Here is a 23,538-nt window from a genome sequence, read left to right as displayed (position 1 = left end):
GATTCTCTTTTACTTGTCGGTTGCCGGGTGGATTGCCAGTAAACAGGAGCAAATTCGGGACCGTAAGTGAGTCGACACCCGCCGCTAGCCAACAGGCTCGGGAATAGGTTCGTCTGCGTAGAGAGCTGCAAAAGCAATCGCTGACGAGACTGTGAAGCCAGCCGCGAGATAGAAGGCAGCCGCAAAGGAGACGTAGTCAAGGACAATACCTGCGCCCAACGGCCCAACAATCGCACCGACCTGCCACGCGATCGACCGCAGCGAGAGGCTGCCAGCGACCGCATTGTAATGTTCACCTTCGTCAACGAACAGCGTCGTACTGGTCGGCAAGCGAAGGCTGTCGGCGAACCCAAGCACTGCGTAGGCGAGAAACAGTACGATCGCTCCACCAGAGATTGTAACCTGTGCATTCACGAGTAAGCCTGGGAGCGAAAGCGATCCAAAAGAGTCTGCTACAGTAGCAAGAGGTATGATCGCCACCCCGGCAGCGTATAGAACGGTCCCTGCAATGATAAACCATGAGAGGTGGCCGACACGGTCGCTAACGGTCCCAACATACCCCTGTGCAACCGTCTTCGTAAGCCTCCCTCCGGCGAGGACGGCTCCAATGGCGAGCGGACTCATCCCGAACTGGGTTCGCGCGAAAATCGGCAAAAAGAGAACGACAGCCGTCTTCCCGAAGCTGAACAGGAACCGAAACGCAACGAGCGCCTGAATCGAACTCCGTCCGAGAAGTCGTTTGAAGGTCTCGAGCCCCGATGACTCCGGCTTAGCGTCGGAACCACTGGGGTTATCGCGGAGAGATGTGAAGACGGCGACCGTCGCAATCACCGTCACGGCTATCAAAACGAAGTACGTCGTCTGAAACCCGAACGTGAAAAGAAGCGTCCCACCGACGATGTCGCCGGTGAGACTCGAAAATGAACGCACCTGATTGTACGTTCCAATCCAGAGGCCCCGACCATCCTCCGGGCTGATTGTGCCAACGACGGCTGTTGCACTGAGGTAGACGACGAGAGAACCGATTCCCTGGAACACACGCATGAAAATGACGTGTTCAATAGTGTTTACGTACGAATACCCGACCAGAACGCCGACGTAAATCAGCAACCCCATAAGGAGGAATCGCTTCCCGTTCCCACGGTCGATAAATCGACCGAGGGGTAACACGAGGAAGAATCGAACAAAAGCGTACGCAGACCCGAACAAACCCGCGGCGATCCCCGAGGCCGAAAAGAGATCCGCGTAGAGGGCAAGTGCCAAAATAATCGTCGCAAACGAGAAACCACGGGCGAACTGGACGCTCGTCAGCGCGAGAAACTCCCGATTCGCGAATAAGGCGAGCGACGACGCTCGACTGTCTGTCCCTCTCATCGAGTCTTGGTTTTCACACAGTAACGCTGAACTTGACTGTATCAGATGGGGTTAGAATGGCCGGTTGTTGCTGGGTGAGCGGTTCTCACGATACGTAAGAAGCTCTCGTCCATCGTGACGCAGAAGAGGAGACAACAACATCGCTGTCTCTCGCAAGATTAGTCGAGTGCACTCCGTTCGTAGGTCGAGGCGGCGAGCCACTCCGGATTGATAGAGAAGCCCCAGCCGGGTCGGTCGGGAACCTCGATTTCGCCGTCTTCAACGGTAAGCGCGGGCTCAAGCATCCCTTCGGCCCACTGGTCTTCGATTGAGAATTCGAAGTAGGGGCCGGCGTTCTCAAGAGCGGTGAGCATGTGCATGGTGAACACCGTCACCAGCGAATGGTTGGCCGAGTGGGGGACGACGGGGAGGCCGGCGTCGTTGGCCATGTCGGCGACGCGGAGAGCTCGTGAAAGGCCGCCGACGTAACAGATGTCTGGCTGGACGATGTCGACGGCGTGCATGTCGATCATGCGGCGCCACTGCGCCAAGTCATTGTCCTGTTCCCCGCCAGCTACCTGAACTACAGTGTCGTCGAGGGCGGTGCGGACTTCAGCGGTCCATTCGAGTTCCGGGTACGGACACGGCTCTTCGTAATGGATGACGTTGTACTCCTCGAGCAGTTGCCCCACCTCGATTGCCTTCTCTGGTGTGTAGCAGCTGTTGGCGTCGACAAACAGGTTCGTGTCGTCCCCGATAGCTTCGCGAACAGTCGGGATGAGTTCCTCGGTCCGTCCCGGCCACGCATCCTCGTTGTGCCCCATCTTACTCCCGACGCGGATCTTGAATGCCTCATAGCCGTGTTTCTCTTTGAGGCGCGCGAGTCGTTCGGCCTCTTCTTCCGGCGTAATTTCACGGCTCATGCTCGATCCATAGGGTTTGAGCGTGGTCGGGCCGCCGCCAATCAACTCCGCCACGCTCACTCCCTCGCGTTTGGCTTTGAGGTCCCACAGTGCCGTGTCCAAACCGGTGACGGCGCGACAGAGGTAGGACCAGGGGAATTTGTACTCGGCGTCGATGATGTCGTCAACGAGCGACTCAACCGCAAGGGGATTTGCGCCAAGGGCATGCGGGGCGACTTGTCGGTGGAATACCTTTGCTGCGATGTCCGCGTTGTACGGCGAAATCTGCCCGATGCCTTCCTCGCCTGTATCCGTTTTAACACGAACGAAGCTCACTGGTGCTGGTCGTCCTTTACGCTGCGTGCTAGTAAAGGTCTCTAAACTCTCGATTTGCATGTCGGTCATGCAGACCTGTACTCCGTTCTATAAAAATATTGTGAATGAGGAACATGATACAGTTTGGCATGGTCACGATAATTTATAGACGGACACCCGTCGGTCCAGCGTGAGTGGCCTCTCTATCTTGCTGAGCGATGGGCGAACTGGATTCGCTCAAAATTTGGTCCGAACCCTGAGAGGACGGCAAAGGACAACCCCCACCCACATGCTTATTGAGGATGGGATACATCGAAAGGTGAGGACGCCCATAATGACACGAGCGACCAGCTTTAGCGGCTCGATAGCGATAGTTACCCGAAGCGACGCCCCCGATGGTCCGGTTGGTTTCGGCACGTCAGCACTGCTCGACGCACTCGACGAAACTGACACTACCGTTGAAAAATATTCACATTGGACAGAGACTGTGGCAGACCCGCTTCTCGTTGTTGGCCACACCACCGACCCCGTCATCGAAAAACTCCTTGGCAACGCGACTACAGACCCCGAAGCAGTCGTGTATAGATGGGTAGGAGTCGATGATCGGGAAGCACTCGTGGTCGCCGGCAGCGACGACCGCGGGCTCATGTACGCGCTACTGGAACTTGCTGACCGCGTCGAGGCTGAGGGCCCAGACGCTCTGGGTCAAGTAGAAGATACTGTTGAGACGCCCGATAACGAGGTCCGTGGGATCGACCGGTTCATCATGGGTCCCGTCCAGGATACGTGGCTGTACGACGAAGACTTCTGGCACTACTATATTCAGCGACTCGCGCGTAACCGCTTCAATCGGTTCGTGTTGATTGCGGGGTACGACAGCGCGTTCATGTCGCCACCGTACCCGTTTTTCGTCGACGTTCCTGGCTTCCCCGAGGTGACTGTCCCCGATGACAAAGTCTCAATTAGCCGGGAAGAACACCGGGAAGTGCTCCGCATGATCGGCCGGCTCTGCAAAGAATACGGTCTTGACTTCTTCTTTGGAATCTGGCAACAACGCCCCGACTGGAAAGAAGACCAAGGCGAACTCGTTGAAGGGTTATCGAGGGACCCCGACGAGCTTACAGAGTACTGTGCGACGGGACTCGAACGATTGCTGGTGGCCATCCCTGAACTCGACGGCCTCCAGTTGCGGGTCAACTTCGAGGCAGGTGTCGGTGGGTCAAGCTATGATTCAGGGTCCGGTATCGGACCTGCAACCACCACAGCTGAAGAGTTCTGGCGGGAGATCATCAACGCGGTCGAACGCGCCTCCGCCGAGCGCGCCGACCCGCTCAAATTCGACATCAGAGCAAAAGGCCTGACCGACGAAATGATCCGGTGGGCGCTTGAGACTGGTCTTGACCTGACCGTGCCGACCAAGTACTGGTGTGAGTCGACGGGGCTCCCCCATCATAACACCCAGATGCGACAGGAGGAGTTGCTGCAATTAGACGATTTGAACCGCAGTCGTCGGTATGGGCATTCGGATCTGCTGCGCAAACCCCGCTACTACGACGTGCTCTACCGCCTCTGGGTGGTCGGCACCAACCGAATCTTCGTGTGGGGGGATCCGGATTATGCTCGCCGGTTCGCCCACAGCACCCAGTTCGGCGGGGCGACCGGTTTCGAGGTCACCGCCCCGCTCAGTCTGAAAGGCGGTCACTTCCACCTCCAAGACGAAAACTGGCCGTTGTTCGAGGACCCGGAACTGCAGAGCGGTGATTGGGAGGATGAGCGATACTGGGCGTGGTATCTCATGTTCGGGCGGCTCGGGTATTCGACGGAGACGGACTCTGCAGTCTGGGAACGCGCATTCGCTCGGCGCTTTGGTGAGGCAGCCGACGCAATCCAGAAGGGGTATCGAAGCGCGAGCAAGATCCTCCCGCTTCTGACCGCTGCACACTTGACGGAACATCCAGCGCTGATGAACTGGGCGGAGCTGGATACTGGTGGGGCACTGTTTGCCGAACACAACGTCAACCCGTACTTCGGTGCGCGTGAGTATTACGACGGCACCTACCAAGACGTCGAACCGAGTGACCCGGGCTTGTTCTATGGTATCAACGAGTACGTCCGGGACGCACTCGCAGATGACCAAGATCACAAGTACACACCAATACAGCTCCAGCGCTGGTATCGGCGGCTGGCCGCCGAGACGCGCGACGCCGTCGAAGCCGCTGAAAAAACAGGACAGACCGGCGCCGAGTATCAGGCAACGAAACTCGACTTGTTGATGCTTGCTGACCTCGCCGAGTACCACGCCGAGAAAACCGCCGCCGCCCTCGCACTCGCCTTCTACCACGAAAGCGAAGACGCAGCATACCTTCCGGCCTCGCGTGATCGAATGGTACGCGCAATCACGGCGTGGGAGTCGTTGGCCGGGCGGGGGGAAGGGACGTATCACGACGACCTCGTGTTCGGAATGGGACCGACCCGCGCCGATGACGGCCAGTGGGTCGACCGTCTCCCCGAGCTCGAAGCGGATCTTGACGCGCTCGAAGCGCTCATAGATGACGTCGGCTCTGACACAAAGCAGGACTACAGAGACCCAGTCACCGAACGGGACGCCGGCCAGGCTGACTCATTCAATTCTCCGTCGTTCGATGTCGACGTTCCGGACGCGACGGTCGCGGGTGAAGATCTGACGCTCACCGTCCGAACCGGTGATCTGAACGATCACGACAGGCTTCGGATTCGCTACCGTCATACCGACCAGACCGCGGGCGCGTTCGAACACATTGAGATGACCAAAACCGATGGGGGATACGAGGGAACCATTCCTGGAGAATACATCGTCCCCGAGTGGGACCTGCAAGTGTACTTCTCGACTATCGACGAGACCGACAACGGACTGCTCGTCCCAGGTCTGTATCATGCTGACGAACCCGCGCCGTACTACGTCGTTGCGGTCACCACCGAGTAAGTCGATTGTAATCCCACGACGAGCTCCTCGGCTCACGGAACCATCTTGTTTTCAATGACAGCAGGCCTGATCGATGGATACGCTTATATCGATTCGAAGAAGAGTGAGAATGACTCGCATGACAGCTAGCTTTAGCGATTCGATAGCGATAGTTGACCGAAGCGATGCAGTCGACGGTCCAGTTGGGTTCGGAAGAGCAGAACTGCTGGACGCACTCGACGAAACTGACGCCACTGTCGAGGCAGTGGCTCATTGGACGGAAACGACTGCTGACCCAGTGGTCGTCGTTGGTCACACGACTGACCCCGTCATCGAAAAACTCCTTGGCGAGACGATTCTGGACTCCGAGGCAGTCGTGTATCAGTGGGAGAATACCGGTGATCGGCAGGCACTCGTGGTCGCCGGCAGCGACGACCGCGGGCTCATGTACGCGCTACTGGAACTTGCTGACCGCATCCAAACGAACGGTGTCGCTGCGCTCACCGCGGTCGAAGACTCCATCGAGACGCCCGACAACGAGGTCCGTGGGATTGACCGGTTCATCATGGGTCCCGTCCAGGATACGTGGCTGTACGACGAAGACTTCTGGCACTATTACCTCAGGCGATTGGCCAAGTGTCGATTCAATCGGTTCGTGTTGATTGCGGGGTACGACAGCGCGTTCATGTCGCCACCGTACCCGTTTTTCGTCGACGTCCCCGGCTTCCCCGAAGTCACCGTCCCGAAAAATCAGGTCGCGACCAGCCGGGAAGAACACCGGGAAGTGCTCCGCATGATCGGCCGGCTCTGCAAAGAATACGGTCTTGACTTCTTCTTTGGAATCTGGCAACAACGCCCCGACTGGAAAGAAGACCAAGGCGAACTCGTTGAGGGTGTACCAGAGAAGCCCGGTGAACTTGCCGAGTACTGTGCGACGGGACTCGAACGATTGCTGGTGGCCATCCCTGAACTCGACGGCCTCCAGTTGCGGGTCAACTGGGAGTCGGGTGTGTCGGTCGGTGAAATGGATAATTACACCAAAGACCGTTCGATCAGGACGGCCGAGGAGTTCTGGCAGGAGATCATCAACGCGGTCGAACGCGCCTCCGCCGAGCGCGCCGACCCGCTCAAATTCGACATCAGAGCAAAAGGCCTGACCGACGAAATGATCCAGTGGGCGCTCGAAACCGGGCTCGACGTGACCGTGCCGACCAAGTACTGGTGTGAGTCGACGGGGCTCCCCCACCACAACACCCAGATGCGATCCGGGGAACTCGCTCATCTGGAGGACGAAAACAAAAGTCGTCGATATGGGCATTCGGATCTGCTGCGCAAACCCCGCTACTACGACGTGCTCTACCGCCTCTGGGTGGTCGGAACAAATCGGATCTTCGTGTGGGGGGATCCGGATTATGCTCGCCGGTTCGCCCACAGCACCCAGTTCGGCGGGGCGACCGGTTTCGAGGTCACCGCCCCGCTCAGTCTGAAAGGCGGTCACTTCCACCTCCAAGACGAAAACTGGCCGTTGTTCGAGGATGAGTCTCTCGAACACTACGAGTGGGAGGACGAACGGTACTGGGCGTGGTATCTCATGTTCGGGCGGCTCGGGTATTCGACGGAGACGGACTCTGCAGTCTGGGAACGCGCATTCACTCAACGGTTCGGTGAGGCAGCTGAAGCCCTGCTCGCCGGATATCGGAGCGCGAGCAAGATCCTCCCGCTTCTGACCGCCGCCCACCTCACCCGTCATCCCGCGCTAACGAACTGGGCGGAGCTGGATACTGGTGGGGCACTGTTTGCCGAACACAACGTCAATCCGGAGTTCGGAAACTGGGATGTTACATATATGAACGCTGAACCCAGCGACCCGGGCTTGTTCTATGGTATCAACGAGTACGTCCGGGACGCACTCGCGGATGACCAACACCACAAGTACACACCAATACAGCTCCAGCGCTGGTATCGGCGGCTGGCCGCCGAGACGCGCGACGCCGTCGAAGCCGCCGAACGAATCAACGAAGGTGGAGTCGAATCAAACGAATATCGAGCGACAGTCCTCGACTTGCTGATGCTTGCTGACCTCGCCGAGTACCACGCCGAGAAAACCGCCGCCGCCCTCGCACTCGCCTTCTACCACGAAAGCGAAGACGCAGCATACCTTCCGACTGCCTATTGTGCAGCAACCGCTGCCCGGGACGCCTGGGCGTCACTGGCCGGGCGGGGCGAAGGGACGTATCACGACGACCTCGTGTTCGGAATGGGACCGACCCGCGCCGATGACGGCCAATGGGTCGACCGTCTCCCCGAGCTTGAGAAGGACGTTGAGGAACTGGACCGGTTGCTAGAAGCGGAAGGAATCAACGCTGAGGACGAACGCTCGCGTCAGGATCATCCTGCCTTCGCTCGGACCGATGGACAGTCTTTCAATTTCCCGTCGTTCGACGTGGCACTGCCTAAGGCAGCGTCAGCGGGTACCGACATCGATGTTGCGGTTCGGACTGGCGAACTGAATCCACACCGCGGTGTCACTCTCCATTATCGGCACACCGACCAGACAGAGGGCGCGTTCAAACAAGTCGAGATGGAGCAGACCTCGCAGGGTTATCAAGCAATCATTCCAGGAGACTACGTGAAATCGGAATGGGATTTGCAGGTGTACTTCTCGACTATCGATGAGACAGGAGCTACGCTCCTGTACCCAGGGCTCTACCACGCCGAGGAACCCGCTCCGTATATCGTCGTGACCGTCAATTCGGTATAGGTATCCTAGTTCGCGGTGATTTTTTGGCCGTTTGCTCACATCGACCGATAGACCATTTTTTCCGGTACGTTGAATTCATTGATAATCCGCAACCAGTTCTAAACGGGTTCAAACACGGTCAAAAACGAGAGACAGCGTGTGAACAATCTATGAAGAAAATTAAACGCGAAACTAATGCCTGAGTTCGGGACAATACGCCTGCAACTCAATCGTATTTTCACGAAATCAATGGTGGACCGTCTGTGTGGAGCTGGTTGTGCGCTTCAATGGCGACTAAGAGGTGCAATCTCACGTGATGTGGAAACTCCAACTGATGTTCTTCATGAAGCTAAATTGAGATTCAACAGTGTGTAGTGACTTGTTAGCAATTAACAAATCATTTCGTCAAATAGATGATGAAATGAATAACAATCGTACGAGTGTTATAAGGGTGTGATTGACAAACACACTTTTGGTTAGACGGTTCACAGGTTTCCAATAGATGAACACCGAGATGTACACGCAAATACGAGGAGAAAATTCGTCACAGATATCATTATTACGCTCGAGAGGGGACTAAGAGACGAAATGTGGCGAGATGTGACGGACAGCGAGAGACAGCGACCGCCCGAGCGAGATGTTAAAATCACTGGTATTGAAACGATGGGGGTGAAGGGTAATCCGAGAGACAACGGAGAACATTATACTTGGGGTATCGTCAAGGTCAAAACAGACGCCGGAGACTACGGAATTGGTGAGACGTTCCGGGGCGAAGAGTCAATGGACGTCGCAATGCGGATGGAGTCACTGGTTGTCGGTCAGAATCCCCTGGATCCGGAACGAATATACGAACACTTGGCCGGTAAATACACCGGAAGTGGGACTATCGGCCAGTCCGCTATTACTGCCATCGAAACCGCCTGTTGGGACATCAAGGGAAAGATCCTCGGCGTTCCGGTGTACGAACTACTAGGCGGAAAATTTCGGGACGAGATCGGTGTATACTCGGACACGCAAGCAACGGCAAAAGAAGAGGGGTCGTCAGAAGAGTTCACACCGGAAGCGTTCGCCCGAGCCGCGAGAGATGTTGTTAACCAAGGGTTTGAGTCGATCAAGTTTGATCTGGATGTGATGACACCGGGTCATCCAAACGACGATACGGCCGCGCGGCGTATGGATGACCGGGAAATCGAGCACAAGGCAGAATTGGTGCGCGCAGTCCGAGACGAAATTGGGTACGAGGTTGATCTTGGGATGGATCTGCATTGGAAGTACACAGTCGAGACCGCAGTTAGACTCGGCCGCGAATTAGAGGAGTTTAATCTCTCATTCCTCGAAGATCCAGTCCATCCGGAGAAACTCGACGCGCAGGCCCGCGTTAGAGAACAGATCGATATTCCGATTTTGACCGGCGAGAACGTTGTTACGGTCAATCGATTTGCTGACTTACTGAAACACGATACACTCGACCTTGCGGCACCGGATGTAACGGAGTGTGGCGGCTTGAGCGTCCTTCGGAAGATCGCCGCTGTCTGCGATCTCTACGGCGTCCCGATGGCACCACACAACTTGGCAAGTCCAGTCGGGACGATCGCAGGCGTCCACTTCGCCGCATCGATTCCTAATTTCTATAGCCTTGAATACCGAGGAGGTGATGCCCCGTGGTGGGACGGAACGGTGGTCCGGACGGGTGAAAGTGGTCCAATCCTCTCTGAAGGTTCGATTTCCCTCCCCGAAGGTCCGGGCTTAGGGATTGAAGTGAACCCGGATGTTGTGCTTGATCGGCTTACCGAGGAATCTGAATATATCTTCTAACGGCAGGCAGAAATCCGTGTAGGCCATTTTTCGACGGCGAATGTGGTTACTGATTATTTCGATTGGGAGAGCATTCAAATGGCATCATCGACACTGTCGATGTATTTGAGATTGTCCAACTCACTAGTGAACTTCCGAAATCCTAGTGCGCCGATACCGATGGCGAAGGCCACGAAAACAACCATTGCAATCATGAATCCACGATCTAAGGCAGCGGAAGCGAGCAATGCCAAGAAAATTGCGAACCCAAACCGTGTACCCGATGCTACTGCTGCTTTCAGTACGTTCATTGGATTACCAACGTCCATATGCATAAGGAGACCGACCACACCTTAAAATTTCCCCCGATAGTGCGCCACAGTGAGGTGCGTCGTGAAGCATACTCAACGACCGTATGCAGCGGTATCCACGGTGTACTTTTGGATGAACTCCTCGCAGAAGGTGAGGCCAAATCCAGGACCCTCAGGGAGGCGAAGACGACCGTCTTCAACGGGTGGGCGGTTTTCAACCATTTGATACCAGATTGGGTCAAGGTCGGGATGGAAGCCCTCTAAATGGCCACTGTTCGGTATGCTCGCGAGGAGATGCATTGCAAGATGCGGCTCTTCGTGATGACCCATCGTTATCCCCTGAATTCCCGCGGTTGCCGCCACCTTGTGCCACGCAGTCGGTCCTCCGCCCAGGCTTGCGTCGTAGTTGAGGATATCGACAGAGGACTCATTCAATAAACGTACACATCCAGATGGAGCAGTCTCATTTTGACCAGCCGTGACAGGAATGTTCGTTCGTTGTCGAACCTCTCGCATGCCACGATACTGGTCGAACCAAGCAACTGGCTCTTCCAACCACGCAAGGTCATACTCGATAGCGCGCTCTGCAAAGGTGATTGCCTGGATGACACTCCAGGCTCGATTCGCGTCACACGCGATGCAGTACTCATCACCGAGTTCCTTTCGGATAGCAGCAAGTCGCGCGATGTCTTCCTCAATCGAGGCGCCCCCTACTTTGAGCTTTATTCCGTCTAAACCCAACTCCCGGTATTCGGTTGCTTCCGCAACGAGTCCGTCGAGATCTTTGTCGTCCTCGTAGTATCCGCCAATCGCGATCATCGGGAGCGTGTCTTGGTACCCACCCCACAGCTGGTACAATGGGACGTCAAGTGCCTTCCCAATCGCATCCCAGATTGCGCTGTCTACCGCACCGAGGGCGTGCATATAGAGGTCTCGATCGCTCGCGGTTGAACTACCGGCGACCGCTCGTTCCCAGAGCCGCTCAACGGAGAACAATTCTTCGTCGATCAAGAGCGGAGCGATGTCATCGATGATATACGTGGCAATCTGTTCTTGGTGGTCGCGCTTATCCCCCGCGTAGATTCGTCCACGGATTCCGGAATCGGTTTCTATCGTGACGAGGACTGTACAGCGCCGCGTCTTGGTGAAACTGCTTGCGACGACGGTTCGCTCCAACGGACAAGCGATAAGTCGTACGCTGATACGCTTGATTTTCATCTGACACACTGACTTTTAGGACGAGTCGGTATATAGGTATCACCGGGAGGGAACTCAGAACAGAGTGTAGAAGACGTAGAGAAGATACCAGAAGGCGAAGGTGTAGGCGAAGCCGGCGATGCCTGATTGTATCCCACCTCCCGAATTGATTCCCGGAAGTGACGTAAGTGCGTCTGCCCAACCACCGGCGTTCAGGTATATGATAAGGCCAACGAACGTCGGGGCGAGCGTCAACCATATCGGAGCTGTGATTAAGTAGAGCAGGACGACGGCCACATTACGAGGCGTGTTACCTGATTTTGTCCCCGGAAGCCAGACTCGAGTTTTCACACGTGTACAACGTAGAGGAGTGTTCAAATGATTTTCGTTGATTCGACCAATTCAGGGATTGCCGATGTAGCTATGACGCCGGTATAAGTGGAAACCCATCGTGAGGAAAGTGGTGATGATAAACGAGAGAATGCCTAGTAGCACGCTGACGGAGGGATGATACCAGATGAGGCTTGCCGTGAATACGACTAGTGGCAGTGTGAAGCCAAACACAATAGCGGACCACGACTTCGGATTCCACCCGACGACTGTCTTTCGAATGAATGCAGTGTCCTTGAACAGGGCTGGGTATGATAAAACCGCGAGGACGACCAGTCCAATCAGCCAGAGGTTCAGAAACGAGCCACTGATGGCGGATTGTCCTCCAATTCGAGTTACGACGGCGATGTAAATGATGCTGAAAAGGGTCGCAGCAAGAAATGCAGCCAGTGCGTACCAGTACTTTGGCTCCGACTCAACCACGTCTCTCGGCGGTTTTTCGCGTTCAGAAAAGACTGATTGTAGATCATTGTCCATGGTCATGTAGTACATTATAGCGCGACAATAAAAATCTCCCCCGAACTAAGCTTTGTCGAGTCGAGCTGGGTTGGAATACAAGCACTCAACGAGAGAATTTAGGCGATACGTTCACCCGTTTCGTCGAAGACCCAAATTTGATCTCTGTCGAAACTTACGTCGAATGATTCGTCGGCACGTACCTGACCCTGTCGCACCGCCGCCACGAGTTCAAGCCCTCCTACCTCAAGGTGAATTGTGTCTCGAGCGCCCTCCGGTTCGACAAGCGTGACCTTCACATTCGTGAGGACGGCCTCGTTGCTCTCTCCAAGTCTGAGATACTCCGGACGGATACCCATGTAGACCGACTCGCCAATGTGGCTTGCGAGCATATCACTCCGTTCGCTCGAGAGCGTCACCTCGAATGATTCAGTCACAAGAGCGACATTGCTACCACGGGATTCGATATGAGCGCGAATCATGTTCGTGGACGGTGAACCGATGAATCGGGCAACAAATTCGTTTGCCGGGTCGTTGTAAATCTCGTAGGGAGACCCCTGTTGCTGAATAGTTCCGTCGCGCATAATGACAATCTTATCTGCGAGTGTCATCGCTTCAGCTTGGTCGTGCGTGACAAAAATCATGGCACGATTCAGGTTTCGCTGCAATTTCTTGACTTCTGTTTGCATCTCGTCTCGCAGATTCGCGTCGAGGTTCGAGAACGGTTCGTCAAGCAAGAATGCGGCAGGCTCCATAACCATTGCCCGCCCGATACTCACACGTTGTTGTTGTCCGCCTGAGAGATCACTTGTACTTCGGTCGAGATAGTCGTCGATTTGGAGGATCTTCGCGACATCTCGTACCCGACGTTCCTTCTCTTGTCCATCCAAACTCGTCGCCATATCGAGCCCGAACCGCATGTTTTTCCGAACGGTCATATGCGGGAACAGCGCGATGCTCTGGAACACGTATGCGAGGTCGCGATCTTTTGGTGCATGGTTTGTGATGTCTTTATCCCCGAGCATTACCGTCCCGCCGTCGGGAATTTCGAGCCCGGAGATGCATCGAAGGGTAGTCGTTTTTCCGCACCCCGACGGACCAACAAGGACCACAAACTCGTCTGGTTCAACCGTAATGTTAACGTCCTCTGCCGCGATGACCGTTCCGCCACCGAATGTTTTCGTTATGCCTTCTAATCGAAGCGTTTCACCCTCTCGCTTGCTGAATTCAGAAACGTCACCAATATCTGTAGTACTACGAGCCCTCTGTTCATCGCTAGTTTGTGCCATTGTACCAGTTAACATGGCCGCCAATATTAATCCTTTTGGAAAATAGGCCCATACCGGTAATTCAAATTTGAATCCGTTAGTGGTTTTGTGACATTTCTCAAGGATAAATAACCAATCGAAGTGACCAACGAGAATTCAATCGCCAGAATAACTCAAGACCAGCACCGTCGTGAACCGACGAGTTGAACACGAAACGTCTGCATTCGATCACGGCTGAGGTAACGAACCCGCAAAGTACATCGTCGTTCCACGAGGATCTACGGAGTGTCTCAGAACATTCACACTCGAAGATGAATGGGATGGCTCCGAAAGTGAGAGATTCAGAAGTTCAACGCCTCTTGTAGCGTTCGCCGAATGAGTCCGTAGAAGACAATCGGCGGAAGCGAGACGATGAACGACGCAGCCATCAAGAGCGGCCAGTTGGGTGAGTGGTCGGGGTTCATGAGACTGAACAGAACCACGATAGCTGTCCAGCCACCTCCGGGTGTACTCAGCATATTCGTAAACAGGAATTCTGTCCACGCGCTGAGGAACGACAAGAACGCGACCGTGATAATCGCGGGTGTTGCGAGGGGCAGTACCACCTTTCGGAACGCAGAGAACTGTGTGCAACCGTACACCATCGCCGCTTCCTCTGCATTTGGTGGCAGCCGCATGAAGTTGTCCCGCAGAATCCAGATGGCGATCGGCATGCCACCGATAAGTAACGCGAGCCAGAGACCCGCAATCGTGTCGAATAGATGGAGCCATCTAACGATCTGTGCGACCGGGACGATGAGCATGACCTCCGGGACCAGCACGATCATCACGATAGCATAGAACAAACCTTTTCGACCCTTGAACTCAAGCCGGCCGAACGCATACGCCCCCGGAATCGCGATCAGGAGGATCAGCATACTCACACCCGTCGCGACCAGTAAACTGTTGACGAGATATGTACTGGAATCGGCGAAGAATGAGAGATACGGCTCGATGGTGGGTTCGTAAGGGATGAGATGAACCGGTCCGAAGACTTCGCTTCGCGGTCGAAGTGAGACTGAGAAGGCGTAGAGAACGGGGAGGAAAACGATGACACTCACAATGACAGTGATCGCCCACCGAATCACGTCCATGAAGGTGATATTCGAATCAGAGAGGATCCGAGTTCGAGTGCTCATGCTATCGAAACCTCCCCTTCTTCTTGTTCGAACTTATAGACGAACAGAGAGATGAAGACGAGAGAGATTACACTAAGGATGACTCCGGTGGCGAACGCCAACCCGAAGTCAGTCTGTATCCAGGCCAAGCGATAGATTAGCACGCCAAGCATCGACGTGGAATAGCCGGGACCACCTCTCGTCATCACGAACGGTTGAGAAACTTTTCCGAGGTTCCAGATGATACGAATGATGAGTGCAATCAGGAGTGTCGTTTTGATTTGGGGGAACGTGATGTAGCGGAATCGTTCCCAGACGTTTGCACCGAAGACCTCCGCAACTTCGTAGTACTGCTTTGGGATCCCTTCTAACGCTGAGATGACTAGCAGGAAGACTAACGGTGCCCAAGTCCATACTCCAACCAGAGTTACGACGGCGATTGCAGAGAAGTCATCAGAGAGCCAATACACTGGTTTTGCGAGGATACCCCATTCCGTCATCAGTTCGAAGAACGGACCAACGTTTGGGTTGAGCAAGTAACTGAACAAGGTCCCCGTTACCAGTGGTGGAATCACGTACGGGATGAGGAAGATGATACTGACAACGCCGACGAATCGTTTCTGCTTCCAGACGATAAGCGCCATTATCGTCCCCAGTAAGAGGTGGCCAATTGTTTGGGTCCCATAGATGAGGGTAGCGACAAGCGATTGACGAAACACCTCCCACGAGATAAGGTATGTGTAGTTATCGAGTCCAATGAACGTTTTGGGGCCGAAGAGCGGCCAATTGAAGAAGCTCATTACAAGTCCTTGCATCCAGGGGAACCAGACTAGTAGCAAGAGGTACAACACTGTCGGGAGTACCATGAGATATGCGAATTTATTCTCCTTATACGTTTCCCGCGCACGGGCAAGACGTGAGAGGTTCCCTGTCTCACCTGCGCTGAGGTGTTTTGTTGTTTCAGACATTCTTTTTATATTAGTTGAATGATGTGTGTTATTCGTTTGCTGTACGAAGCGGAAGAGGGTAGAATTCTCTGGCTTAGTTGTTCTTCCACGGTTCGTTGGACTGTTTCAGGTGGTTCTCCATCTCCGTCGCAGCCTTGTCAAGCCCGTCCTCTACAGAACCTTCACCCTTCCAAGCTTCTTGGAGCGCAGGGCCAATAATTCCTGGTGCAATGCCCTCAAGCGGATGTGCTTCGTATCCATACGCAACGTCGGAATTCCGAACCATGTTTTGCGTGACTTCAAGCCAGTTGCCTGCCGTAGTGAAGTCATCTTCGGGCATGGCGTTGAAGTGTTCCTTCCACGAGGGGTGATACGCGAGTCCAGCCGGGAAGTCGTGACTGAGAATCTGCGTTTCGTTAATCGCATAGTTAACCATCGCGTACGACGCCTCGATAGACTTGTCCCACGTCGCCTGATCTTTCCCCTGTGGCTTGGTCGCAAAGTTCGCTCCGTCGTTGAGGAAGTGCGCTTTGATGTTGTTCGACCCGCCCCAGGGTTCGGCGTACTGTATCGTCCCATCTTCCAGGAGACCGGGCGCCTGCTCCATGAAGAGCTTGTGATTAGCGGAGGTCATCTGAATAATGCTCAGTTCACCACCGAGAATCATTGGAAGGGCTGGTTCGTCACATATCGACGGGGTGTTTTCGGCGCCGAGATTGTGATCCTGGAAGAGAGCAACGTTCTTCCCGATCCATTCCGTCCACGTATCATTCCGCCAGTTGATTGCGGACCAATCGTCACCCCAGTTATATCCATCCTTGCCCTCGTTTCCACCGTTGGCCGCCAGCCACTGTGTCCCGTAGACGTCGAGCAGGTCACAACCACCAGCGTAACATTGCCACCCAAGACTCTGATCGTTTGCGTCGCGAAGTTGCGTTGCAACGTCGATTAACTCTTCATAGCTTGTCGGCATGTCATCCGCCGACAACCCAGCGCTTTCCATATGATCCATCCGCACGGCAAAGGGAGCATACGGTTTTGAAGTCATGATGAGATTGTAGACGTCATCCCATTGAGAATAAATATACTCAATCTGGCTTTGATTGACATCCATGAGTCCGCCATCAAGGAAATTAGGGAATTTATCCTGGAACTCATTTTCGTATCCTTGCACAATGCCCGATGAGAGGAGCTGGCCTTGGAAGCCAGGGTGTCCCGTCCAAAAATGCGGAATGTCCCCTGACTGAATGGACGTAAGCAAGGTCTCGCTTTCCGGGAAGTTGAATTTCACCGACGCCCCCTTCTCCTGCTCGAACTGGGAGGCCCACTTATTGATCGCGTCCTTCGCTATCGGCCCCAGACCGATGTAGCCGATATCGGCCGCGTTGATCGTAACACCCGAAAACTCCTTGCCATCGTTAGACGCAGTCGTTCCGCCACCGCCGCCGCCAGTACAGCCGGCCAATCCAGCTGCTAAGCCCGTCGCAACCGCCGATAGTACGGACCGGCGTTTTAATCCACTGTCTGTCTTTCGTGAGGTGCCCTCGTTGAGACTCGTAGTAGAGTCTGCGGGTTCACTAGTTGCTGCCATAGTACATGCCAACACCTGTCACATACGCACATAAGTGTTTCTCTAGGTACTTGAATAGTATAATTCGATAAGCCGCGCTGCGATATAGTTTCTATTCAAATTTCGAGGAATAAACTCAGTTCCGATTATTTTACAGCTAATTACGGGATCTCATAGTCGTATGGCCGGGTGTTCCGAGCGATTTGAATGTCGCGCTGTACTTGATCTCGGTAGTGGTCCCACGCAAAGGTTTGTCCCGGCCAATGGTCCGTCGCGTAGGGAAGAGGTTGGTAGTGATCAGAGGTGATAGCACAGATTTCGTCCCAATGATCGGCAGCAGTTTCGAGGTGGACGACTGCAGTCTTCCATCGGTTCATTCCTGTCATTCGATACGTCTCGAATTCCACACCGGCACGAAGCTTTTCGGCGAAGTAGAGGCTCAGATGCCCCCACGTACGGATGTCACAGAGTTCGCATTCGAACGCACCCACGTCGTCCGGTCGTTCTTGCTTGAGTGAATCGGCGAGGGCCAGCGCAGACTCGCCGGTGTCGGTCATTCGGTCAGCAACATCCAGTGGTGTCACAAGGTGGTCCTCGATAGCTTGGCCGTCAAGGACTCGCTCAAGGTAGGTAGGAATGGACAGATAATCCGGGTCGAGCGTTTGGTGGTCGATGAGTTCATTGATCGAGATGAACGGGGACACGCCGTCGTCCAGTCCCATATTTTCGATGGGAGCGAGAAAGCCCTCGGGGTAGAGAGTGTAGTCCCAGGTGCCGGCGTGAAACGCCGCCAACTCCTCTGGCATCTGACTCCCCAATCGAAATCCGTCCAACATCCGTTCGCCGAGACCTGGCCCATACCGCGTCTCGAACGCCTGCTCAAACACCTCGTCCGGGGTGGATGGGTCGTACAGCAACCGCCCCCACAATAAGTAGAACAGCCACTGTTTCTCGAAGGCGTACTGCCACGTCTGATGCTCGTGCACCCGATGAGAAAGATCTTTGGCGGGGATGTAGCCTTCTGAGCCAATGATGTAGCCGCCGACGTAGGATTTCGAGGCGTGGTTGGCCTGAATATGGTCGCGGATGAAATCGGGATCACCCCACCGGAGCACAAAGAAATCCTCGTTACGAACCGTCCACACCACACTATAGTCATCGGGTGGGGGATTCCAGAGCAGATTATCGACGTCTCCAGATTTGTGATCATGCGTGAGTGCGAGTTTCGTTGTCGAGTGGCCGTGAGACCAGTTGAATTTCGACGGAACGAGCACCTCCGAAACGTTATCGAGCGCCGCCTCAGCCTCGATTACTCGCCGCATCTCATCGAGTGCCTGCGATTTGATCGATCGGTGGAGGAGTTTAATTTCTCGGTCGGCGCGTTTGATTCCCTCTACGAACGTCTCTTGAAGCCAGGTATGCTTCGCTTCAGGCGTCATGTTCTCCGTCCAACTCGCGACACTCGTCCCGAGACCGGTAAGCTTCGGGTATTCGTTTAGTACCTCCGTGACGCACGCACGCGTGTATTCTTTGATTTTATCTGCAGGATCGTTGTACTGGTGTACGCCGTGGGCCTCGGCGAATTCGGGTGTAGTGTGGATATTCCAATTGACGATGTAGGTCTCGACGCCGCGATTGGCCGCCATGCGAAAGAGTTCGTGCCAAAAGTTCTGCCATCGCTCCAGTTCCTCGTCCGTGAACGGGCTGGCTTCCGGATAGGCGTGGGGTTTGATCATGTAGGGAAACGGGTGGAGATTCCACAGCGTCAGCGCGTTAAACCGGTTGCGCGCCATCATGTCAAGGAACGCACGCCAGAACTCGAGATCCCGACACGTCTCAAAATGAATCTCCGTCTGCTCACCATCGCGGTAGGGTGACCAGGGGAGGTTGAATTTGAGCGCACGGAACTCGACTGACGGAGTCGCCGTTTTCTCCTGGATTTCCTCGATTTTTGTCCCCGCTCGAAGCTGCTCGCAGAGGTCCAACGCCCCGTACATTCCGCCGGTGTCGTCAGCCGCCGAAACGAGAAGGGTGGATTCATCGCCGATTCGAATCCGGGAAATCGTATACCCTTCTGGGTCATGAGACGACGGAATGAGAGTTTCATCGGTCAGCTCCGCCAGCTGGTCTCTATCCGCGCTGTTTCCGAGGAGAACGATGCTCGGTGAATCATTTCTTGATAAATCACCGAGGTTGGTTTGGGTGACCGCAGCGCGGCATTCGAGGATAGCGACGAGATCGTTCACGCCGAATCTGAGTTGCGGAGAGTTGGTTCGATACGCGATACTGAGTTCGTGGCTAGTAGTCGTGGACATTAGCAGGTCGACCTCTGTCATTAGAACGCCCCTCGCGAAGTCTCTTAACTCTATGTGCGTCCGAAGAGGATAACTGGAAAACAACGTCCATGAAGGGTGAAAATCCGACGAATATGGCGTGTTCAGTTGACAGTATCTTCGGTGATTCGGTAAGAATGAGGCCGACCGGATATTGACTGGCAGGATATCCCAGCTGGTTAGAGATCTCGAGCTAAGAACCAGTAGTTATAAATCGATTGTGAAGACATCACATGGTAGGCGTGTGAAAGCATGACACAAACATTAGATGATATCATAACCAGGGTTGCTGCGTACACGGTCAGCCGTGACATGGAACACGAAAGTTGGGAGCGCGCGACCGCTGTGAACGGACTTCTCGCAAATGAAATCCGAATTGATGAGGCTCACGAACTCGTGGAAAGTGCGGTAGAAACACAGACAAGCGCTGGTCAACTGGCGTACGGGTATGGCGACCAAGCCTCTTTCAGGGAGTCTCGGTCGAGAGAATGGACGAAATACGACCTATCGTCGTATTTCCCGACAGCAAACACAGCGTCGATGGCGTCGAGCGTCCTAGAGTTTTACGATCGAACCGGCGACGAACGGTACCTCGATGCGGTTCGAAAACAGTATGAGTACTTCGAAACGGTCGACCGTACGCGAGATGGTGGCATCTCCCGCCGCGATGGACCAATCGAGTTGTTCACCGAGGTTCTCTATTTCCTCTGTCCCTGGTACGTGCGGTACGGGCTGCTCACCGACAATGATGAACCCGTTGAGGATGCGGTACACCAGATCAAAATCCACGCAAAGCACCTTCAAGATCCGCATACTGGCTTGTTCCGGCATATTTGGCGTGAGACGCCCGACTACTATCCTGCGAGTGAGTACTGGGGTCGTGGGGTTGGATGGGCGACCGCTGGGCTTATTGACACACTCGGGCTGTTGCCGGAGGATCATTCCGAGCGAGAGACGGTGCGGGAGATTCTTGAGCGCGTCGTCGACGGTCTCCTGGTCTATCAAGATGACACCGGTTTCTGGCGTCAACGGGTCGACGACACGAAATCCCCGCTGGAACTGTCTGGCACAGCATTTTTCACCTACACGATTCAGCGAGCACTCAACGAGGGTATTCTCGATGGAGCACCGTATGCAGCCGCTGCTGAGAAGGGGATGGATGCGTGCATCGGCGCTGTTCGGGAAGATGGGGCAGTTCAACGGGTCGCGAAACCACCCGCGAGTTCGTTCGCGCCGCTTGGTATCACCTCGTACGGCCAAGGGAGTTTTCTCCTCGCCGCGAGTTGTTTCGTTTGAGTCGAGTAAAAGAGAATAACCAGGTGTTCAGTAGATACCTGCGATTAACTTCGATCTCATGTTTTTCATGGGGTGGTGGATAGCTCCTGTCAGGATTCGCGGTGAACGAGGAGAAGCCACTTAAGTACCGTTGCGGTCGTCCCATCTTCCTTTGTGAGTTCACAGTTAATCGTGATGACACCTGTTTCCTCATTTCGAACCTCTTTATTGATGACTTCCGCCTCCAGATGGACAGTGTCACCAATGAAAACTGGGTTCACGAACCGAATCTTGTCGAATCCATAGAGGGCGTAGGTTTGGAAGTTCCACGGCGTACTCGCCATGAGTCCCTGAATCAACGTGACGTTTAGTGCGCCGTGAGCGATTCGGCGACCATATGGTGTCGTTTCTGCGTACGCTTTGTTTGTGTGTAACTCACCGTAGTGTCCCTCAAGGCCGGCGAAGCCGTGGATATCGGATTCGGTGATAGTTCGTCCGTAGGACGTACGCGTTTCTCCAACTGGTACCTCCTCGAAATACCGTTTCTCTGCTCTCATATCAGACGTATGCATGTCTTCCACTTCGATATTAATACCTATTGGTCACGGTCATTCAAGACAGCCGTGTCGGTCTCACGGTTCTTTTCTGGGGGGTATCGACGTCTGAAAGTGCTCCAGCACAGTGCTCGTTTGGGACGGAAGTTAGCGGCGGTCGTTGAGTTGGCGACACCCAAAATAATGGCAGAAATTCTATATGATGATTTAAGTAGGTGAGTTAACAATTGGACCTAATGATGAGCGAAATAGATAACCGGCAATCACCCGTCCCCGACATCGACGAGGACTTCTTCGCCGAGGAGCTCTTTGCCGAAGACCGCTTCGACGACGACCTCTTTGGTTCCGAGATTGGCCGTCTGGTCGACGAGGAGGCAGGGGGATATATTATCGCGTCCGCCCGCGCCGTTGCGGACGCCGTTCGTTCGACGCTGGGGCCCAAAGGGATGGACAAAATGTTGATCAGCGATATCGGAACCGTCACTATCACCAACGACGGGGTGACGATTTTGCGAGAAATGAGGGTCGACAATCCAATTGCGAAGGTCATCATCGAGGTTGCGAAAGTTCAGGAGGAAGAGGCTGGCGATGGCACGACTACGGCCGTGGTGCTGGCGGGTGAATTATTGAAGCGCGCCGAACGCCTGCTTGAGGAGGGGGTTCATCCCACCCGAATCGTCGGAGGGTTCAATCTTGCAGTTGAGGAGGCACTCAGACAGGTCGATAACCTCTCAGAGCAGGTGGGGCCGGATGACGAGACACTCCTCCAAACGCTTGCGGAGACGAGCATGACCGGGAAAAATGCCGATCAAGTGAAGCAAATGCTCAGCGGACTCGTCGTCGATGGAGTTCGTATCGCCGCTACCGAAACAGCAGATGGAGAGCGAGTGGTAGACATCCGAGATCTCGCAGTCGAAACCCAAGTTGGGCACGCAGCAGCCGAATCGACGCTCGTCTCCGGTGCGGTGTTCACGCGAGACGCAGTACACGACGATATGCCCTACGAGGTCGATGATGCGCGGATTTTGCTTCTCGATTCTCCGATTACGTCCGACGAACTCGAAAGCGGATCGGGATCACACATCGAAGTCGATGACCCCTCGCAGCTCAAAGCGTTTCGCGACAGTGAGGAGGCTACGCTCCGAGAGATTGTAACCCGCTTCGTCGATGGTGGGGTGAACGTCATATTCTGCTTAGAGAAAATCGACGACCTCGCGCGGTCCATGCTCGCAAAAGAAGGAATTCTGGCACTCCAGAACGTCAGCGAGGAGCGATTGGCCTTCCTGGAAACCCTCTTCGACATAGCCGCCATCTCCGACCTGCGAACAGTGAACGCAGACCGCCTTGGGCATGGATGCGTTCGTCGCGATGAATACGACGAGTTGTTCCTCGTTGAACCCTCTAATGCGGCCTGCGCAACACTCCTCGTCCGGGGATCTACTCCACACCTCGTAAATGAATTTGAGCGAAACATCAACGATGCGATCGATGTTGTCGCGCAGGTCGTCCGGAACGGTCATGCGGTACCTGGTGCCGGCGCAATCGAGATCGAAGTGGCCGCGCGGATTCGTGAGTACGCAGACGGTGTTCCGGGCCGGGAACAACTTGCCGTGAATGCCTTTGCTGACGCGGTTGAATTCGTGCCGCGAACGCTTGCGGAGAACGCTGGAACGGACCCAATTGATGCGCTCATCAGTCTTCGAACCGCCCATGAACGCGGCAACACTTCTGTAGGACTTGATGCGGCTTCTGGAGCGCCCTTCGATGCCATGGAAGCTGGCGTGATTGAACCTGCGTACGCAAAAAAACACGCCCTCGTAGGGGCTGTCGACGCAGCGAACGTAATACTCGGCATCGACGAAATAATGACCGTTGAAGATCCGTTCGTAACCGACCCAGCTGAGGTCGATATCAGCGCAGACGACCTTCCCGACGAGACGCAAGGACTCGGTGATCTCGAACGATGAGGCTGAACGACCCCAACCGCGCTCACAGCGGCAAGGACAGACGGTCCGTCATCGGCTCAGCAATCATC

At 54.7% G+C, this 23,538-nt stretch carries 17 protein-coding genes; 5 read left to right on the top strand and 12 right to left on the bottom strand.

The features are described 5' to 3' along the window. Positions 1 to 84: 84 nt before the first annotated feature. Both P1M51_RS18875 and P1M51_RS18870 read right to left on the bottom strand, forming a co-directional pair. Positions 85 to 1,374, bottom strand: a complete 1,290-nt coding sequence (locus tag P1M51_RS18875; RefSeq protein ID WP_276275319.1) for an MFS transporter — start codon at positions 1,372 to 1,374, stop codon at positions 85 to 87. A gap of 158 nt (positions 1,375 to 1,532) precedes the next feature. Further along, positions 1,533 to 2,591 (bottom strand): mandelate racemase/muconate lactonizing enzyme family protein, encoded by a 1,059-nt coding sequence (locus P1M51_RS18870; RefSeq protein WP_369685134.1) that lies wholly within the window; start codon positions 2,589 to 2,591, stop codon positions 1,533 to 1,535. A 466-nt stretch (positions 2,592 to 3,057) separates the two neighbouring features. Here P1M51_RS18870 and P1M51_RS18865 point away from each other — a divergent pair, with 466 nt between their 5' ends. The 3 genes from P1M51_RS18865 to P1M51_RS18855 all read left to right on the top strand — a co-directional run bounded on the left by P1M51_RS18865 (position 3,058) and on the right by P1M51_RS18855 (position 10,066). Continuing rightward, positions 3,058 to 5,532, top strand: a complete 2,475-nt coding sequence (locus P1M51_RS18865; protein ID WP_276249079.1) for a hypothetical protein — start codon at positions 3,058 to 3,060, stop codon at positions 5,530 to 5,532. 118 nt (positions 5,533 to 5,650) lie between these two features. Then, positions 5,651 to 8,272, top strand: a complete 2,622-nt coding sequence (locus P1M51_RS18860) for a hypothetical protein (protein WP_276275318.1) — start codon at positions 5,651 to 5,653, stop codon at positions 8,270 to 8,272. 579 nt (positions 8,273 to 8,851) lie between these two features. Further along, positions 8,852 to 10,066: a mandelate racemase/muconate lactonizing enzyme family protein gene (locus P1M51_RS18855; protein ID WP_276275317.1), complete on the top strand. Its 1,215-nt coding sequence runs from the start codon at positions 8,852 to 8,854 to the stop codon at positions 10,064 to 10,066. Positions 10,067 to 10,140: 74 nt separating this feature from the next. On the opposite strand, the gene P1M51_RS18850 is transcribed toward P1M51_RS18855, so the two are convergent. The 9 genes from P1M51_RS18850 to P1M51_RS18810 form a co-directional block, all read right to left on the bottom strand. After that, on the bottom strand, positions 10,141 to 10,374 hold the full coding sequence (locus P1M51_RS18850; protein WP_276249082.1) for a hypothetical protein: 234 nt from the start codon (positions 10,372 to 10,374) through the stop codon (positions 10,141 to 10,143). Positions 10,375 to 10,449: 75 nt separating this feature from the next. Continuing rightward, entirely contained in the window at positions 10,450 to 11,574 is a 1,125-nt protein-coding gene (locus P1M51_RS18845; RefSeq protein WP_276275316.1) for a mandelate racemase/muconate lactonizing enzyme family protein, read from the bottom strand. A gap of 54 nt (positions 11,575 to 11,628) precedes the next feature. Then, on the bottom strand, positions 11,629 to 11,904 hold the full coding sequence (locus P1M51_RS18840; protein ID WP_276275315.1) for a hypothetical protein: 276 nt from the start codon (positions 11,902 to 11,904) through the stop codon (positions 11,629 to 11,631). Positions 11,905 to 11,955: 51 nt separating this feature from the next. Then, on the bottom strand, positions 11,956 to 12,435 hold the full coding sequence (locus tag P1M51_RS18835) for a hypothetical protein (RefSeq protein WP_276249085.1): 480 nt from the start codon (positions 12,433 to 12,435) through the stop codon (positions 11,956 to 11,958). 83 nt (positions 12,436 to 12,518) lie between these two features. Continuing rightward, on the bottom strand, positions 12,519 to 13,688 hold the full coding sequence (locus P1M51_RS18830; protein ID WP_276249086.1) for an ABC transporter ATP-binding protein: 1,170 nt from the start codon (positions 13,686 to 13,688) through the stop codon (positions 12,519 to 12,521). 320 nt (positions 13,689 to 14,008) lie between these two features. Then, a complete protein-coding gene (locus tag P1M51_RS18825; protein ID WP_276249087.1) occupies positions 14,009 to 14,845 on the bottom strand; it encodes a carbohydrate ABC transporter permease in 837 nt (278 codons plus the stop codon). Then, the gene (locus P1M51_RS18820; protein WP_276249088.1) at positions 14,842 to 15,792 is read right to left on the bottom strand and encodes a carbohydrate ABC transporter permease; all 951 of its coding nucleotides are present in this window, start codon (positions 15,790 to 15,792) and stop codon (positions 14,842 to 14,844) included. Before P1M51_RS18820 ends, P1M51_RS18825 begins: the two co-directional genes overlap by 4 nt. 73 nt (positions 15,793 to 15,865) lie before the next feature. After that, complete coding sequence (locus P1M51_RS18815; RefSeq protein WP_276249089.1) at positions 15,866 to 17,362, bottom strand: extracellular solute-binding protein; 1,497 nt, start codon at positions 17,360 to 17,362, stop codon at positions 15,866 to 15,868. 140 nt (positions 17,363 to 17,502) lie between these two features. After that, the gene (locus tag P1M51_RS18810) at positions 17,503 to 19,677 is read right to left on the bottom strand and encodes a hypothetical protein (RefSeq protein WP_276275314.1); all 2,175 of its coding nucleotides are present in this window, start codon (positions 19,675 to 19,677) and stop codon (positions 17,503 to 17,505) included. A 249-nt stretch (positions 19,678 to 19,926) separates the two neighbouring features. Between P1M51_RS18810 and P1M51_RS18805 the strand changes: the two genes are divergently transcribed. Then, positions 19,927 to 20,970, top strand: coding sequence for a glycoside hydrolase family 105 protein (locus P1M51_RS18805; protein WP_276249091.1), 1,044 nt, complete (start codon positions 19,927 to 19,929; stop codon positions 20,968 to 20,970). An 89-nt stretch (positions 20,971 to 21,059) separates the two neighbouring features. Here the strand turns inward: P1M51_RS18805 and P1M51_RS18800 are convergent, their stop codons facing one another. After that, on the bottom strand, positions 21,060 to 21,506 hold the full coding sequence (locus tag P1M51_RS18800; protein ID WP_276275312.1) for a MaoC/PaaZ C-terminal domain-containing protein: 447 nt from the start codon (positions 21,504 to 21,506) through the stop codon (positions 21,060 to 21,062). A 236-nt stretch (positions 21,507 to 21,742) separates the two neighbouring features. Between P1M51_RS18800 and thsB the strand changes: the two genes are divergently transcribed. Continuing rightward, complete coding sequence (gene thsB, locus P1M51_RS18795; protein ID WP_276275311.1) at positions 21,743 to 23,470, top strand: thermosome subunit beta; 1,728 nt, start codon at positions 21,743 to 21,745, stop codon at positions 23,468 to 23,470. The last annotated feature ends 68 nt before the right edge of the window (positions 23,471 to 23,538 follow it).

Origin of the sequence: Haladaptatus sp. QDMS2, assembly GCF_029338295.1 — an archaeon.
Lineage (GTDB): Archaea > Halobacteriota > Halobacteria > Halobacteriales > Halococcaceae > QDMS2.
Note: the sequence above shows the minus strand (reverse complement) of the source record. Positions and strands in the feature narration are given on the sequence as shown.